This window comes from Curtobacterium sp. MCPF17_021 (assembly GCF_003234605.2).
Lineage (GTDB): Bacteria > Actinomycetota > Actinomycetes > Actinomycetales > Microbacteriaceae > Curtobacterium > Curtobacterium flaccumfaciens.
Genome location: NZ_CP126252.1, coordinates 1,530,157 through 1,546,263, shown reverse-complemented (window position 1 = coordinate 1,546,263; position 16,107 = coordinate 1,530,157). Strand labels below are relative to the sequence as shown.

13 protein-coding genes are annotated in these 16,107 nt (G+C 72.1%); 3 read left to right on the top strand and 10 right to left on the bottom strand.

The window, feature by feature from the left end:
* Positions 1–75: 75 nt before the first annotated feature.
* Positions 76–2,013 carry an AMP-dependent synthetase/ligase gene (locus DEJ29_RS07290; RefSeq protein WP_111095399.1) on the top strand — a complete coding sequence of 646 codons (1,938 nt, stop codon included), beginning with the start codon at positions 76–78 and terminating at the stop codon, positions 2,011–2,013.
* Between the two features lie 715 nt (positions 2,014–2,728).
* On the opposite strand, the gene DEJ29_RS07285 is transcribed toward DEJ29_RS07290, so the two are convergent.
* The 3 genes from DEJ29_RS07285 to DEJ29_RS07275 form a co-directional block, all read right to left on the bottom strand.
* The gene (locus tag DEJ29_RS07285) at positions 2,729–2,860 is read right to left on the bottom strand and encodes a hypothetical protein (protein ID WP_258375977.1); all 132 of its coding nucleotides are present in this window, start codon (positions 2,858–2,860) and stop codon (positions 2,729–2,731) included.
* A gap of 143 nt (positions 2,861–3,003) precedes the next feature.
* Positions 3,004–3,507, bottom strand: a complete 504-nt coding sequence (locus tag DEJ29_RS07280) for a peptide deformylase (RefSeq protein ID WP_027465234.1) — start codon at positions 3,505–3,507, stop codon at positions 3,004–3,006.
* Position 3,508: 1 nt separating this feature from the next.
* Positions 3,509–6,919, bottom strand: a complete 3,411-nt coding sequence (locus DEJ29_RS07275) for a pyruvate carboxylase (protein WP_111095398.1) — start codon at positions 6,917–6,919, stop codon at positions 3,509–3,511.
* A gap of 60 nt (positions 6,920–6,979) precedes the next feature.
* Between DEJ29_RS07275 and DEJ29_RS07270 the strand changes: the two genes are divergently transcribed.
* Complete coding sequence (locus DEJ29_RS07270; protein ID WP_027465232.1) at positions 6,980–7,792, top strand: ParA family protein; 813 nt, start codon at positions 6,980–6,982, stop codon at positions 7,790–7,792.
* Between the two features lie 523 nt (positions 7,793–8,315).
* Here DEJ29_RS07270 and DEJ29_RS07265 read toward each other — a convergent pair.
* From DEJ29_RS07265 to DEJ29_RS07245, 5 genes are all read right to left on the bottom strand, one after another.
* Entirely contained in the window at positions 8,316–8,876 is a 561-nt protein-coding gene (locus DEJ29_RS07265; RefSeq protein ID WP_027465231.1) for a MerR family transcriptional regulator, read from the bottom strand.
* 184 nt (positions 8,877–9,060) lie between these two features.
* Positions 9,061–9,765: a transcriptional regulator FtsR gene (ftsR, locus tag DEJ29_RS07260; RefSeq protein WP_111095397.1), complete on the bottom strand. Its 705-nt coding sequence runs from the start codon at positions 9,763–9,765 to the stop codon at positions 9,061–9,063.
* Positions 9,765–10,244 carry an FHA domain-containing protein gene (locus DEJ29_RS07255; protein ID WP_051596676.1) on the bottom strand — a complete coding sequence of 160 codons (480 nt, stop codon included), beginning with the start codon at positions 10,242–10,244 and terminating at the stop codon, positions 9,765–9,767. Before DEJ29_RS07255 ends, ftsR begins: the two co-directional genes overlap by 1 nt.
* 158 nt (positions 10,245–10,402) lie before the next feature.
* On the bottom strand, positions 10,403–11,434 hold the full coding sequence (locus DEJ29_RS07250) for a FecCD family ABC transporter permease (RefSeq protein ID WP_258375976.1): 1,032 nt from the start codon (positions 11,432–11,434) through the stop codon (positions 10,403–10,405).
* Positions 11,431–12,465 (bottom strand): FecCD family ABC transporter permease, encoded by a 1,035-nt coding sequence (locus DEJ29_RS07245; RefSeq protein ID WP_110864611.1) that lies wholly within the window; start codon positions 12,463–12,465, stop codon positions 11,431–11,433. Before DEJ29_RS07245 ends, DEJ29_RS07250 begins: the two co-directional genes overlap by 4 nt.
* A gap of 159 nt (positions 12,466–12,624) precedes the next feature.
* Between DEJ29_RS07245 and DEJ29_RS07240 the strand changes: the two genes are divergently transcribed.
* Positions 12,625–14,115, top strand: coding sequence for a trypsin-like peptidase domain-containing protein (locus DEJ29_RS07240; RefSeq protein ID WP_258375975.1), 1,491 nt, complete (start codon positions 12,625–12,627; stop codon positions 14,113–14,115).
* 21 nt (positions 14,116–14,136) lie between these two features.
* Here DEJ29_RS07240 and DEJ29_RS07235 read toward each other — a convergent pair whose 3' ends face one another.
* Both DEJ29_RS07235 and DEJ29_RS07230 read right to left on the bottom strand, forming a co-directional pair.
* Positions 14,137–15,294, bottom strand: a complete 1,158-nt coding sequence (locus DEJ29_RS07235) for a hypothetical protein (RefSeq protein ID WP_111095396.1) — start codon at positions 15,292–15,294, stop codon at positions 14,137–14,139.
* 553 nt (positions 15,295–15,847) lie between these two features.
* The gene (locus tag DEJ29_RS07230) at positions 15,848–16,105 is read right to left on the bottom strand and encodes a hypothetical protein (RefSeq protein ID WP_258367174.1); all 258 of its coding nucleotides are present in this window, start codon (positions 16,103–16,105) and stop codon (positions 15,848–15,850) included.
* Between the last annotated feature and the right edge of the window lie 2 nt (positions 16,106–16,107).

The window sequence follows — 16,107 nt, the reverse complement described above, 5'->3', positions numbered from 1 at the left end:
GACGCGTCCTATGCTGGCGGTGTCGCCTCGGTGTTGAGGCGCACTCGAGTCGAACCGGCAGACAAGGGAGTCACCGTGAACGATCAGCGTCCTGCACGCAGCAGCGCCTCCACCGACACGTCCACCGTTGGCAGCGCCGCCACCGGGACCACACCGTCGGCCGGGAGGCACGCCACACCGCCCAGCGCCGGTCCCGTCGCCCCGGACCACGGCTCGGCAGCGCGGCTCCTCGGCGACCGCGTCCGGCTGACGCCCGACCGTCCGATCCTGGCCCAGCGCCACGGCGACACCTGGACCACCTTCACCGCGGCGGAGACGCTCGCCCGGGTGCGCGGCATCGCGAAGGGCTTCGTCGCCGCCGGGCTCGAACCGGGCGCGCACGTCGCGATCCTGTCCCGCACCCGTCTGGAGTGGACCCTGGTCGACTTCGCCGTGTGGACAGCCGGCCTGGTGTCCGTGCCCGTGTACGAGACGAGCTCCCCCGACCAGGTGCGCTGGATCCTGTCCGACTCCGATTCGGTCGCGATCATCGTGGAGCAAGAGGAACACGCGCGCCGCGTCGCCTCCATCGCACCCGACCTGCCGTCCCTGGGCCAGCACTGGACGATCGACGGCGGCGGCCTCGACGACCTGACCCGGCTCGGCGAGGACGTCACCGACGACGAACTCGACGCCCGGACCGCGAACGTGCGCGGGCACGACGACGCCACGATCATCTACACCTCGGGCAGCACCGGCCGGCCGAAGGGCTGCGTCCTGCGGCACGACAACTTCACCGCCACGGTGGAGGGCGCGAGCGAAGCCATGCCCGAGGTCGTCGCCGACGGCGCCTCGACCCTGCTGTTCATCCCGCTCGCCCACGTCTTCGCCCGGTTCATCGCCGCGATGTCGGTGTCCGCCGGCGTCCTCGTCGGCCACGAGCCGGACACCAAGGACCTGATGCGGGCGGTGTCGACCTTCAAGCCGACGTTCCTGCTCGCAGTCCCCCGGGTGTTCGAGAAGATCTACAACTCCGCCGAGCAGAAGGCCGACCTCGGCGGCAAGGGCAGGATCTTCCGCGCGGCGGCCGACACCGCGGTCGCCCACTCCGAGGCCCTCGCAGCCGGCAGGGTGCCGTTCCTGCTCGGGCTGAAGTTCAAGCTGTTCGACCGGCTCGTGTACGCCAAGCTCCGCGACGCCCTCGGCGGCCGGGTCGAGTACGCCGTGAGCGGTTCGGCACCCCTCTCCCCACGGCTCTCGCACTTCTTCCGCTCGATCGGGGTGCTCATCCTCGAGGGCTACGGCCTGACCGAGACCACCGCCCCCGCCACCGTCAACCGTGCCCGGGAACTCCGCATCGGGACGGTCGGGCGGGCGCTGCCCGGCATCGAGGTCCGGATCGCCGACGACGGCGAGATCCTGATCCGCGGCGTCGACGTCTTCGACCGGTACTGGCGGAACGACGAGGCGACCGAGCACGCATTCGCCGACGGCTGGTTCCGCACCGGCGACCTCGGCCGGATCGACGCCGACGGGGTCCTCACGGTCACCGGACGCGCCAAGGAGCTCATCGTCACCGCGAGCGGGAAGAACGTCGCGCCGGCACCGCTCGAGGACGGCATCCGCGAGCACCCGCTCATCGGCCAGGTCGTGGTCGTCGGCGAGGGCAAGCCGTTCGTCGCAGCACTCGTGACGCTCGACCGCGAGATGCTCCCCGGCTGGTGCGAGTCCCGCGGCATCACCCCGGCGCTGAGCGGGCACGAGGCCGCCTACGACGAGCGCGTGCTCTCCGCCGTCCAGGAGGCCATCGACGCCGCCAACGGCCGGGTCTCCCGCGCCGAGTCGGTCCGGTCGTTCACGATCCTCGACACGGACCTGACCGAGGCCTCCGGGCACCTCACGCCGAAGCTCACGATCAAGCGGTCGGTGATCCTCAAGGACTTCGCCGCGGACATCGACCACATCTACTCCGGGTCGAAGGTGCAGACGACGGCGACACCGGTCATCGAGGGTCGGCGCCGCAACCGCGCGTAGCGCCCGCCGGGCGTACCTGGTCGTTCCGGGCGTACCGGGTCGGTTCTTCCGACCAGGTACGCCCGATTCCGGTAGGTACGCGCAGGTGTGGGCGCCACCGCCAGGAGGCCCGGTGCCGGTCCGCCGGACTGGCACCGGGCCTCCAGGCGGTCGCCGCGCGTGCGGCTGGCAGCTTTCGGGCGTACCTGGTCGTTCCGGGCGTACCTGGTCGATTCTTCCGACCAGGCACGCCCGATTCCGCCAGGTACACGCGCGGCCGCCCCTTTGAGCGACCAGCCCCGGGCGTACCGGGTCGATTCGGGCGTACCAGGTCGTTCCGGGCGTACCCGGTCGATCCTTCCGACCAGGTACGCCCGATTCCGCCAGGTACGCGCGCGGCCGCCCCGCTGAGCGACCAGCTCCGGGCGTACCTGGTCGTTCCGGGCGTCCCGGGACGGTTCTTCCGACCAGGTACGCCCGATTCCGCCAGGTACGCGCGCGGCCGCCCCGCTGAGTGACCAGCTTCGGGCGTACCTGGTCGATTCGGGCACACCGGGTCCATCCGGGCGTACCTGGTCGATTCGGGCGTACCGGGTCGATTCTTCCGACCAGGTACGCCCGATTCCGCCAGGTACGCGCGGGTACGGACGCAACGGCCTGGAGGCCCGGATCACATCCGTCGGACGTGATCCGGGCCTCCAGGCCGTTCAGCGGGCGCCGGGGGCGCCTGCGGGGCTCAGGCCTCCTGCGACTGCTCCGTCGTGGGGGCGTCGAGGACGGCGGTGGAACCGGTCGTGACGGTGGTGTCGGCCGGACGTCGGTTGGTACGGGTGCGGTGCGAGCTGAGCTCGTCGTTCTGACTGGTCATGCGGGAGTCCTGGGGGGATGTGATGGGGCGTCGGTGGGAGGCCGACAGCAGCACGGTACCTCCTGGTCAGGACAAAGCGACAATCCCCCGTGGGGGTGTCACACCGGGTTTCACAGCCGGCGGACGCGGGACTGTGCAGGCACTCAGTGGAACCAGTCCTGTGCGCGGATGTCGCGCAGTGCCTGACGGCGGATCTCGGGGTCGAGCGTCATCACGTAGACGGTCCCGTCCAGGTGGTCGCACTCGTGCTGGAGCGCCTCGGCCATCAGGCCGGTGCCCTCGAGGACGACCTCGTCGCCGTCGACGTCGACACCCCGCACCTTCGCGTACGGGGAGCGACGCGTCGGGTAGCCGAGCCCCGGGACGGAGAGGCAGCCTTCCTCCATGAGCTCGGGCTCGCCGGAGACCTCGACGATCTCGGGGTTGAGGACGTAGCCGACCTCACCGTCCACGTTGTACGAGAACGCACGGAGTCCGACGCCGATCTGGGGCGCGGCCACCCCGGCCCGTCCGGGTTCCTTGACGGTGTCGATGAGGTCCTGCACGAGGTCACGGACCCCGGCGCTCCCGAGCAGTTCGGGGCGGATCGGGTCGGCCGGCGAGCGGAGGACGGGGTCGCCGAACAGGCGGATGGGACGAACGGTCAATTTACTGCAGCACCACCAGGAGGTCGCCGGCGTCCACCTGCTGGGTCACCGGGATCGCGAGTCGGCCCACGGCGCCCGACACGGGCGCCGTGATGGCCGCTTCCATCTTCATCGCCTCGATGCTCGCCACCGGCGTACCGGCCTCGACGACGTCACCGACGGCGACCTTGAGCGTCACCACGCCGGAGAACGGCGCGGCCACGTGCTTGGGGTCGGACGCGTCGGCCTTCTCGGCCGCCTTCGTCTCGACCTCGACCGAACGGTCGCGGACGGCGACCGGGCGGAGCTGCCCGTTCATCGTCGCCATGACCGTGCGGATGCCCTTCGCGTCCACCTCGCCGATCGCCTCGAGCCCGACGAACAGGTCGACGCCCTTGCCGAGCGGGACGCTGTGCTCCTGCCCGGGGCGCAGCCCGTACAGGTAGTCGACGGTCGGCACGACGGACAGGTCGCCGTACTGCTCCCGCACGCGCTGGAACTGCTGCGTCGGCTTCGGGAAGAGCAGGCGGTTGAGCGCCTGCTGGCGCGCCGGCCCGGGGGTCTCGAGGTGCGCGCGCTCGTCCGCGGGCACGGGGGTGATCTCGAGTCGGACGTCGCGCCCGGCCAGGACCTTCGAGCGGAACGGCTCGGGCCAGCCGCCGGGCAGGTCGCCCAGTTCGCCGGCCATGAACCCGACCACGGAGTCCGGGATGTCGTACTTGTCGGGGTTCTGCTCGAAGTCGACCGGGTCGGCACCGACCGCTGCGAGCTGCAGCGCGAGGTCACCGACGACCTTCGACGACGGCGTGACCTTCGTGGGGCGTCCGAGGATCCGGTTCGCCTCGGCGTACCAGTCCTCGACCTGCTCGAACCGGTCACCGAGGCCGAGGGCGATCGCCTGCTGCCGGAGGTTCGACAGCTGACCGCCGGGGATCTCGTGCTTGTAGACACGCCCGGTCGGACCGGCGAGCCCGGACTCGAACGGGGCGTACACGCGACGAACCGACTCCCAGTACGGCTCGAGGTCACCGACGGCGTCGAGGGACAGACCGGTGTCGCGCTCGGTGTGGGCCAGCGCGGCGACCAGGGCGGACATGCTCGGCTGGCTGGTCGTGCCCGCCATGGGTGCTGCGGCCACGTCGACGGCGTCGGCCCCGGCGCGCGAGGCTGCGAGCAGGGTCGCGAGCTGGCCGCCGGCGGTGTCGTGGGTGTGCACGTGCACGGGCTGGTCGAAGCGCTCGCGCAGCGCGGTGACGAGCTTCTCGGCCGCACCGGCACGGAGGAGCCCGGCCATGTCCTTGATGCCGATGACGTGCGCGCCGGCGTCGACCATCTGCTCCGCCAGGCGGAGGTAGTAGTCGAGCGTGTAGAGGTCCTCGGCGGGGTCGAGGAGGTCGGCGGTGTAGCAGAGCGCCGCCTCGGCGACCGCCGTGCCGGTCGCGAGCACGGCCTCCAGGGCTGGACGCAGCTGGCTGACGTCGTTCAGCGCGTCGAACACGCGGAAGACGTCGACGCCGGACCGGGCCGCCTCGTCGACGAAGGCGTCGGTGACCTCGGTCGGGTACGGCGTGTACCCGACCGTGTTGCGGCCGCGCAGCAGCATCTGAATCGGGATGTTCGGCATCGCTTCGCGCAGCGAGGACAGGCGCTCCCAGGGGTCCTCACCAAGGAACCGGAGTGCCACGTCGTACGTGGCACCTCCCCAGGCCTCGACGCTGAGCAGCTGCGGGGTGAGCCGCGCGACGTGCGGCGCGACGGCGACGAGGTCCTTCGTGCGGACCCGGGTGGCGAGGAGCGACTGGTGGGCGTCGCGCATCGTCGTCTCGGTCACCGCGAGGGCCGTCTGGGCGCGCAGGGCCTTCGACCACTCGGCCGGCCCCATGGCCAGCAGGCGGTCGCGCTGTCCCTCGGGCACCGGCGCCGTCAGGTCCGTGGCCGGGAGCTTGTCGGCCGGGTCGGTGACCAGCGGCGACCGCTCCCCGTTCGGCTTGTTCACCGTGACGTCGGCGAGCCAGGTGAGCACCTTCGTGCCGCGGTCCTTCGAGACGTGGCCGCCGAAGAGCTGCGGGCGTTCCTCGATGAACTTCGTCGAGACGTCACCGCGGGCGAAGTCCGGGTCCTCGAGTACGGCCTGCAGGAACGGGATGTTCGTGCTGACGCCGCGGATGCGGAACTCGGCGAGGGCGCGCTTGGCACGGGACACCGCCGCCGGGAAGTCCCGGCCGCGGCACGTCATCTTCGCGAGCATCGAGTCGAAGTGCGGGCTGATCTGCGCGCCGGTGGCGACCGTGCCGCCGTCGAGCCGGACGCCGGCGCCGCCGGGGCTGCGGTAGGTGCTGATCCGGCCGGTGTCCGGACGGAAGCCCTGCGTCGGGTCCTCGGTCGTGATGCGGGTCTGCAGCGCGGCGCCGTGCACGGCGACGGTGTCCTGCGACAGTCCGAGGGCGGCGAGGGTCTCCCCCGCCGCGATGCGCATCTGCGACTGCACCAGGTCGACGTCGGTGACCTCTTCGGTGACCGTGTGCTCGACCTGGATGCGCGGGTTCATCTCGATGAAGACGTGCTGCCCCTCGCGCTCGCCCTCGGTGTCGAGCAGGAACTCCACGGTGCCGGCGTTCACGTACCCGATCGACCGGGCGAAGGCCACAGCGTCACGGTGCAGTGCCTGCGCGATCGCGGGGTCGAGGTTCGGCGCCGGCGCGATCTCGACGACCTTCTGGTTGCGCCGCTGGACCGAGCAGTCCCGCTCGAACAGGTGGATCGTGCCGGCGTCGGTGCCGGTCGCGTCGGCGAGGATCTGCACCTCGATGTGGCGCGGACGGATGACGGCCTGCTCGAGGAACATCGTCGGGTCGCCGAACGCGCTGTCGGCCTCGCGCATGGCTGCTTCGAGGGCGTCGCGCAGCTCGGGCTTCGTCTCCACCCGGCGCATGCCTCGGCCACCACCACCGGCGACGGCCTTGGCGAAGACCGGGAACCCGATCGCGTCGGCGCCGGCGATCAGTTCGTCGATGTCGCGGCTCGCCGGGGTGCTCGCGAGGACCGGGACGCCGGCCGCGATCGCGTGCTCCTTCGCGGTGACCTTGTTGCCGGCCATCTCGAGCACGTGCTCGCCCGGACCGATGAAGGTGATGCCGTTCGCGGCTGCTGCCGCGGCGAGCTCGGGGTTCTCGGACAGGAATCCGTACCCCGGGTAGATCGCGTCGGCCCCCGACTCGCGGGCGACGCGGATGATCTCGGAGACGTCCAGGTACGCCCGGACCGGGTGGCCCCGCTCCCCGATCAGGTAGGCCTCGTCGGCCTTGAGCCGGTGCAGGGAGTTCCGGTCTTCGTACGGGTAGACGGCCACCGTACGGGCCCCCAACTCGTAGGCGGCACGGAACGCGCGGATGGCGATCTCGCCACGGTTCGCAACGAGGATCTTCGTGAACACGACGTCCCTTTCAGCCCGGGTTGAGGTGAGACAACCCTAGTGGCGGTAACGTTGCTCAACGTGCATGTACTCAGCGTGAGCTCCCTCAAGGGTGGTGTCGGCAAGACGACGGTGACGCTCGGCCTGACCTCGGCCGCGTTCGCCAAGGGACTGCGCACGCTGGTGGTGGATCTGGACCCGCAGTCCGACGTCTCGACGGGCCTCGACATCAACCTCGCCGGCCACCTCAACGTCGCCGACGTCCTCGAGAACCCGAAGGAGAAGATCGTCCGTCAGGCGATCGCCCCCTCGGGCTGGACGAAGGGGTCGCAGGGCAAGATCGACGTCATGGTCGGGTCGCCCTCCGCCATCAACTTCGACGGGCCGCACCCGTCGATCCGCGACATCTGGAAGCTCGAAGAGGCCCTGGCGAACGTCGAGCAGGACTACGAGCTCGTCCTTATCGACTGCGCACCGTCGCTGAACGCCCTGACCCGCACCGCGTGGGCCGCGTCCGACCGCGTCACCGTCGTCACCGAGCCGGGCCTGTTCTCCGTGGCCGCCGCTGACCGTGCGCTGCGCGCCATCGAGGAGATCCGCCGCGGGCTCTCCCCGCGCCTGCAGCCCCTCGGCATCATCGTGAACCGTGCCCGGGTGCAGTCGCTCGAGCACCAGTTCCGCATCAAGGAACTCCGGGACATGTTCGGCCCGCTCGTGCTCTCCCCGCAGCTGCCGGAGCGCACGTCGCTGCAGCAGGCGCAGGGTGCCGCGAAGCCGCTGCACGTCTGGCCCGGCGAGTCCGCGCAGGAGATGGCGAAGAACTTCGACCAGCTGCTCGAGCGCATCATGCGCACCGGCAAGATCGGTCCGTACGCCGAGGGTGGCGCCGCGTAGGTCGGTGCTCGTGCGGTCGCGTGTTCGCGGTCGCGGTCGCGTGACATGCCGCTCACATCCGCCGAGCGGTCACCAACTGTCGGCAGGCGGCGTCGCAGGCGACAGTTCGTGACCCCCCGGCGCCGCGCACACGACGGTTCGTGACCGCGCGCCGACTGCCGGGAGGCCCGCCCCGGCCCCGGCAGACACGCCCGACCCCGGCTCGCCCAGCGGCTACAACACACCGCTCACATCCGCCGAGCGGTCACCAACTGTCGGCAGGCGGCGTCGCAGGCGACAGTTCGTGACCCCTCGGCGCCGCGCACACGACGGTTCGTGACCACGCGCCGACTGCCGGGAGGCCCGCCCCGGCCCCGACAGACACGCCCGACCCCGGCTCGCCCAGCGGCCACAACATGCCGCTCACGTCCGCCGAAAGGTCACCAACTGTCGGCAGACGGCGTCGCAGGCCACGGTTCGTGACCCCTCAGCGACGCGCACACGGCGGTTCGCGACCGTTGAACCCGGGCCCGAACCCGAAAGGTCAGGAAGCGCGGGAAGCGCGACGAGCGGCGAGCTCGTCGGAGGGGTCGGCCGCGGCGGTGGCGTCGAGCTCGACCAGGGAGCTCTCGACCTCACGCAAGACCTTGCCGACCGCGATGCCGAAGACACCCTGGCCGCGGGACACGAGGTCGATGACCTCGTCGTCGGAGGTGCACAGGTACACCGAGGCGCCGTCGGACATCAGCGTGGTCTGCGCCAGGTCGGAGACGCCGGACTCACGGAGCTGGTTGACCGCGGTGCGGATCTGCTGCAGCGAGATGCCGGTGTCGAGCAGGCGCTTCACGAGCTTGAGCACGAGGATGTCGCGGAACCCGTACAGGCGCTGCGATCCCGAGCCGGCGGCCCCACGGATCGTCGGCTGCACGAGTTCGGTGCGGGCCCAGTAGTCGAGCTGGCGGTACGAGATGCCGGCTGCCCGTGCGGCGACGGTGCCACGGTAGCCGTTCTGCTCGTCGTGCTCGGGCAGACCATCGGTGAAGAGCAGCCCGAGGTCGTACCGGGTCACATCAGACTCGGTGCCAGGGGTGTCGTTCCCACTCATGAGCTTGCCTTCCACGACGATCGAGCTCCCACCCGAAGCTTCAACGACGGGTTGAGAGTTGTTCCGAGGTCCACGGTAGCGACTCCGACCGCTCCCGCGCGGGACATCCGACCCGGCGCGTCCGGCGTGTCGAGGATACGCCTCGGCCACTGACACACAAGCCCTGTCGGAGCACCGGACGGCGTCATGCGTCGAGACGACCGATGGCCTGGCGGATGAGGTTCGACCGGATGATCTCGAGGTGCCCGGCGATCTCGCGCGCGAGCTCCGTGGCCTTCGCGCGAGAGGTGGCGTCGCCCCGGCGGGAGACCGGCATGAGGGCGGACTCGATGAGACCCACCTCGCGCTCGGCGGTGCTGCGCAGCGTGCGGAGGTGTCGCGGCTCGATACCCGTGCGCTGCAGTTCGACCAGGGCCTTCAGCACGGAGACGCCGTCGTCGCCGTAGGTGTCGGTGGCCGGGAGCAGCGAAGCCGAGACCGCATCGGCGAGGAGCATCGGGGAGGCGCCGGCTGCCCGGACCGTCTCGTCGCGGGTGTACCGACGCTCACGGCCGAGGATCGACGGCTTGGGTGCGTCTCCGCCGCCGGGCAGGACGGGTTCGCGCCCGGCATCGAGGTCGGCGAGGTACTCCTTGATGACCTTGAGCGGCAGGTAGTGGTCACGCTGCAGTCCGAGGATCACCCGGAGCCGCTCGAGGTCGCCAGCGGAGAACTTGCGGTACCCGCTGGCCGTGCGGATCGGGGTGACGAGCTCGCGCTCTTCGAGGAACCGCAGCTTGGAGCTCGACAGGTCCGGGAACTCGGGCTTGAGGCGAGCGAGGACCTGCCCGATGGTGAGCAGGTCCGGTGCCGCGGACCCCGCCCGGGCCGCAGCGGACCGTGCGGCCACTACGCGTTCGCCAGGCGCGCCAGGTCGACCCGAGATGCGTAGAACGTCAGGCGGAACTTGCCGACCTGGACCTCGGCCCCGTCGGTGAGCAGCGCTTCGTCGATGCGGACACCGTCGAAGTACGTGCCGTTCAGCGAACCGTTGTCCTTGACGCTGAAGCTCGTGCCGTGGCGCAGGAACTGCGCGTGCTTGCGCGACACGGTGACGTCGTCGAGGAAGATGTCGGCGTCGGGGTGTCGACCGGCCGTCGTGACGTCGGAGTCGAGGAGGAACCGCGCACCCACGTTGGGGCCGCGACGGACCACGAGCAACGCCGACCCGGAGGGCAGTGCGTTGACGGCTTCACGTTCTTCGGTCGAGACACCGGACTCGGCGGTGAGCGCCGCGCCCATGTCCATGCTGAAGGTCAGCGTGGTGTCGACCAGCCGCTGCTCCGGGGTCTTCTGACCGCCCGGCTGCGGGACCACTGGATCTGGCATCGGTGGACCTCCTCCTCTTGGCCCACCAGCGTATCGGAAACGACGGCCCGAGCGGCAGCCCCGATCTGGGACTGTGGAGGGACTTCCGCGATCCGCGAACGCACGAGCCGCGTCGGCGACCCGTGGGACCCGACGTCAGCGCCCCGTGGGACCCGTCGTCACCGTCCCCGCGCGAGCAACCAGAGCAGGTACGGCGCCCCCACGACGCCCGTCACGACGCCCACCGGCAGCGCGGTGCCGGGGAAGGCGAACTGTGCCAGCAGGTCGCTGCCGAGCGTGATCGCGGCTCCGACGGCAGCGGCCGGCGCGAGCGCCACCCGTCCGCCGCCGACGAGGCGTCGGGCGATCGGCGCAGACATCAGCGCCACGAACGAGACGGGTCCCGCGGTGGCGACGGCTGCGGCGGTCAGGCACACGGCGGTGAGGAGCAGGAGCACCTTCGCTCGGTCCGGCCGGAGTCCGAGCGCGGCGGCGACCTCGTCCCCGAGGCTCAGGACCTGCAGACGGGCGGACTGCAGCAGCGCGAGCACGCCGAGCACGACGAACGCGACGCCGAGCACCCCGACCAGGTCGCGGTCGACGGCGTTCAGGCTGCCGGAGAGCCAGAGCAGCGCGGTGCCGGCCTGGGTGACGGTGCCGCTCGTGAGCATCCAGCCGGTAATGCTCAGGCAGATGGCCGCGACGCCGATCCCGACGAGGATCACCCGGTTGCCGGTGATCCCCCGTCGCCAGGCGAGCCCGGCGATGACGATCGAGACCACCACGGCGCCGACGAGCACGACCGAGAAGAGCGTGCCACCGCTCGCACCGAACAGCACGATGGCGGTGAGTCCGGCGGCGCTGGCCCCCGAGGTGATCCCGATGACGTCGGGGCTCGCGATCGGGTTCCGCACGACGCTCTGCACGATCGCGCCGGCGACGCCGAGACTGGCCCCGACGAGGACGGCACCGAGCACCCGCGGCCCGCGGAGCTGCCCGATCACGAAGTCCGAGATCCGGTCCCCCTGGCCGAACAGGGAGGCGAGCACCTGGCCCGGGGTGAGCGGGATCGAACCGGCGCCGAGCCCGACCAGGACGAGCACCACGACGACCACGAGCACGGCGACGAGCACCGCGACCTCACGACGCAGGCCGGCCGAGCGGCGCAGACCGCCGGACCGCGGGCGGCCGGAGCCGAACAACTGCCTCACAGTCCCCGCACCGCCCTCGACCGCACGAGCGCGATGAACACCGGCGCGCCGATCAACGCCGTGACGATGCCGACCTGCAGCTCCCCCGGGTACGCCACGACGCGGCCGATGACGTCGGCGACGAGCAGCAGTGCTGGGGCGACGATCGCCGACAGCAGGATGGTCCAGCGGTGGTCCGGGCCGCTCAGCCGGCGGACGGCGTGCGGCACGGCGAGCCCGACGAAGGCGATCGGCCCGGCGGCGGCCACCGCGGAGCCGGCCAGCAGCACCGCGACCAGACCGCCGACGGCGCGGACGAGCACGACCCGCTGCCCGAGCGACGCCGCGAGTTCGTCCCCGAGCGCGAGGGTGTTGAGCGACCGACCGAGACCGAACGCGATCACCAGCCCGACGAGCACCGGCGCCGTGATGATCCCCGCCGTGCCGAGGTCCTTGCCGGCGAGGGCACCGACCTGCCAGAACCGCAGCTGGTCGAGCAGGCTCTGGTCGGTCACGAGCACCGCGGTGGTGACCGACGACAGCGCTGCGGCGACCACAGCTCCGGCGAGGGCGAGCCCGACAGGAGAGAGGCCGCGTCGGGCGACGGTCGCGATCCCGTACACGAGCACGGCGGCGAGGGCGGCCCCGACGAACGCGAACGGCAGGTAGGCAGCCGTGCCGCTCACGCCGAAGACCGCGATCCCGGCCACCACGGCCAGGGTCGCTCCGGAGTTGATGCCGAGGACGCTCGGGTCGGCGAGCGGGTTCCGCGTCACGCCCTGCATGACCGCCCCGGCCACCCCGAGCGCGGCCCCGGCGAGCAGTCCGACGACGGTGCGGGGCACGCGGTTGCCGAGCACGATGAGCCCGATCTCGTCGCTCCGCCCGGGATGCATCACCGTGTCGAGGACGGTGCCGAGCGGGATCGGCCGCGAGCCGTACGCGATCGACAGCGCACACGCCACGGCGAGGACGACGACCGCCAGCACGGTCGCACCGACGAGTCGGGGGACGGAGCTGGGAGCCGGGGGCGTGGACGTCGATGGAGGCATGGAAGTAAGGCCACCCTAACGCCGGAGCACCACTCGGCGTCCCCCGAGCAAGCCCGGAGCGTGCGCAGGGTTCGTTCATAGGCTCGTCATGGGGAAGCGCCCTGTACTGGTCTCCATCGACGCCCGACCGGGTCGTCGAGGGACGACCGGAGAGCACCGATGAACGAGACCCCGAACCCCGCAGCCGCCGACCACGACGAGGACGGCACCCCCGCCGCGCAGCAGCAGGCTCCCGGGATGTACTGGGAGGCGCCGCACGCCGACCCGGCCTCCCTGCGCCCGGCGTACGCGTTCGACGGCTCGGGTCCCTACCTCTACGGTCCGGACGGCTCCGGCCCCTACGCCTACACGCCGGACGGCCGTGGACCGTACCTGATCGGCAGCCCCGCCCTCGCCGGCGCGAACCACGCCTGGGCGTACTCGGCGGCGACCGCGAACCACCCCGGTACGACGAAGCGTCCGCGTCGCCTGGGACTGATGATCGGCTCCGGCATCGCTGCACTCGCCATCGTCGGTGCGGCCGGTGGCACCGCCCTCGGCCTGTCCTCGCAGGGGACGACCACGACGTCGAGCCAGTCGCAGGGCACCACCACGCTCCCCGGCACCGGATCCGGCACCGACGGGACCGACGGCACCGGCAGCAGCGACGGCACGAACGGCTTCACGGTGCCCGGGGACGGCAGCGGCACCAGCGGCGACGGCAGCACCGGCACCGGCACGACCCAGTCCCCCGCCACCGCGGCGACGGCCGCCGACAAGAAGGGCGTCGTGACCATCAACACCGTCCTGAACTACGACGAGTCGTCACAGGCGGCCGGCACCGGCATGGTCCTGACCTCCGACGGCACGATCCTGACGAACAACCACGTGATCCAGGGCGCGACGAGCATCACCGTCACCGACGAGACCACCGGCAAGGAGTACAAGGCCGACGTGGTCGGGGCCGACGCCACCAACGACGTCGCCGTCCTGAAGCTCGAGAACGCCTCGGGGCTGTCCACGGTCACGCTCGACGACGACGGCGAGCCGAGCACCGGTGACACCGTCAAGGACGTCGGCAACGCGGAGGGCACCGGCAACCTCGTCGCCGCCGAGGGCACCGTCACCGCGACCGACCAGGACATCCAGGTGCAGAGCGAGTCCGGCACCGGCACCGAGTCCCTGACCGGCCTGATCGAGATCTCGGCGGACATCGTCTCCGGCGACTCCGGCGGACCGGTGCTCGACAGCGAGGGCGAGGTCGTCGGCATGGCCACGGCAGCGTCCTCCGGCACGGCCGACGTCACCGGCTACGCCATCCCGATCACCACCGCGAAGACGATCGCCGAGAAGATCCTCGCCGGGGAGTCCTCGAGCACGATCACCATCGGGCTGCCCGCGTTCCTCGGGGTCGAGGTCAGCAACACCTCCGGCACCACGGGCGGCGTCGCCGTCGCCGGCACGGTCGAGGGCTCCGGCGCCGCGAGCGCCGGCCTGACCGCCGGGGACACGATCACGAGCATCGACGGCACCGCGGTCACGAGCTCGGACCAGCTGACCAAGGTCGTCCAGTCGCACTCGGTCGGCGACAAGGTGAGCGTCCGGTACACCGACAGCACCGGCGCCGCGAAGACGGTCACGATCACCCTGACCGCCGGCCCCGCCGCGTAGCGCGGGAGAACCCGGGCGCGCTCAGCCCAGCAGCGCCCGCACCACCGACCGGTAGACGTTGGCCGGGGAGTCCGTCCGGAAGGCGGTCTCCCCGGCCTTCGTCGCGCCCACCCGCGCGAACCCGTGCCCCTCGGCCCGCACGATCGTGATCGGCTTCGGCTTGCCCGGTCGACGCAGGTACGAGACGGTCCACGGCGCGGCCCAGAACCGCGCGAGGCGCGGGTCCGCCTCGGCGAGGGCCTCCGGCAGGTCCGGTGCGTCCGGACCGCCGGCCAGCTTGCGGCCGAGCAGGTGCCCTGGGAGCGACCCCGTGCGGAACGGGAAGGTCCACGTCGGACCGATGCCGAGCCTCCCGGCCAGCAGCGCGACGGCCCGGTCGGGCGTGACGGACGCGACCACGGCACCCGCCGCGTCGGTCCCGTCGACAACGGTCTGCGACCAGGCCTGGAGGCGCGGCTCGCCCCCGTCGGGCAGGTGCTGTTCCAGCGTGACCGGCTGGGCATCGCCCTGCCAGGGTTCGAGGAGTGTCTGGGTCGACTCCGGCAGCGTGCCGAGCCGGCCGACGAGGCCCGCCTCGATGAGTTCGCGGCCCGCCGCGGTGCGGAGGAGCGTGGGGTTCCACCGGCGTCCGGCGAGGCTCTGCAGGGTGCCGATCGCGTCCGTGCTGAGCCGTGGGCCGTCGAGCGGTGCCGACGGGGCGGGGGCCGGCAGGGGTTCGAGGTCACGCTCGGGGCGGACCGGGGCCGTCTCGGTGGCGCGGACGCTCTCGAGGACGGCGAGCACGAGGTCGTCGGTCTCGAGCAGCCGGGCGAGCGGGCGTTCGATCGTCAGGTCGACGCGGTGCCGACCGGTGACGAAGAGCAGGTGGGTGCCGGCGACGTCGCCGTGCTCGTCGGGCCGGACGTACTCGACCAGCCGGGCCGGGGCGCCGGCGGTGGTCCACGGGTCGCAGCCGACGAGCAGCAGGCCCTCGACGGAGCCGGGCAGCCGTTCGAGCAGCCCGGTGTTCTCGTCGCCGATCGCGCGGTCGCTGGGGCGGGATCGGACGGTGAGGACGACGTCGTCGCCGGTGACGCGCAGGTCCGCGTGGGCTGAGTCCTCGCGGCGCCAGGAGTCCGGGCGGCGGAGGGTGAGGCGGGCGGTGCGGTCCTCGGTGCCGAGCGGGACGGGGACTGCCATGGGATGAGCGTATGTCGGGAGCGGGGCGCGGGGGCCTGCGGCTCGCCGGGGTGGGCGGGGCCGGGTGGCGCGGCGGGGTGGGGTGGGGTGGGGTGGGGTGGGGTGGGGTGTACGGGGGGGGCGGGGCGCGTCGGGTTCGCACGGTGCGAGGTTCGTCAGCCGGTGCGGGGCTGGTGGCTCCGTGCGGCACCACAACCCCGCACCCAGCCTCCGACGACGCACCCGCCGACGAAGTCCGCACCGTGCGACCCCGGCTCCGCGAATGCCGCACGGTGCCGCCTCCGCCACACCGTGCGGGGCTGGTGGCTGCGTGCGGCACCACAACCCCGCACCCGGCCTCCGACAACGCACCTGCCGACGAAGTCCGCACCGTGCGACCCCGGCTCCGCGAATCCCGCACCGTGCCGCCTCCGCCACACCGTGCGGGGCTGGTGGCTCCGTGCGGCACCACAACCCCGCACCCAGCCTCCGACGACGCACCCGCCGACGAAGTCCGCACCGTGCGACCCCGGCTCGACAGCACGACAAGTCCGCACGGTGCGAGCCGAGCGCGTCAGCGCCGCGCGGGCCGCGCGGGCGGGGGCGGCGGGACGGGCTTCGCGGCGACGACGTCGGCGAGCCGGACCTCGACCGGGCCGCGGCGGGTGGCGATCGTCACGGCGTCGGGCGTCTGGGCGACCAGGTCACCGAGGGCGTCCTGCGCGCCGTCACCGTGGTGCGCCCGGACCACCAGGCGGTCCCCGATCGCGGCGTCGTGCAGCACCCCGAGGGCACGGGCCCGGGCGATCGCCGCCTGTTCGTCCGCATGCACCG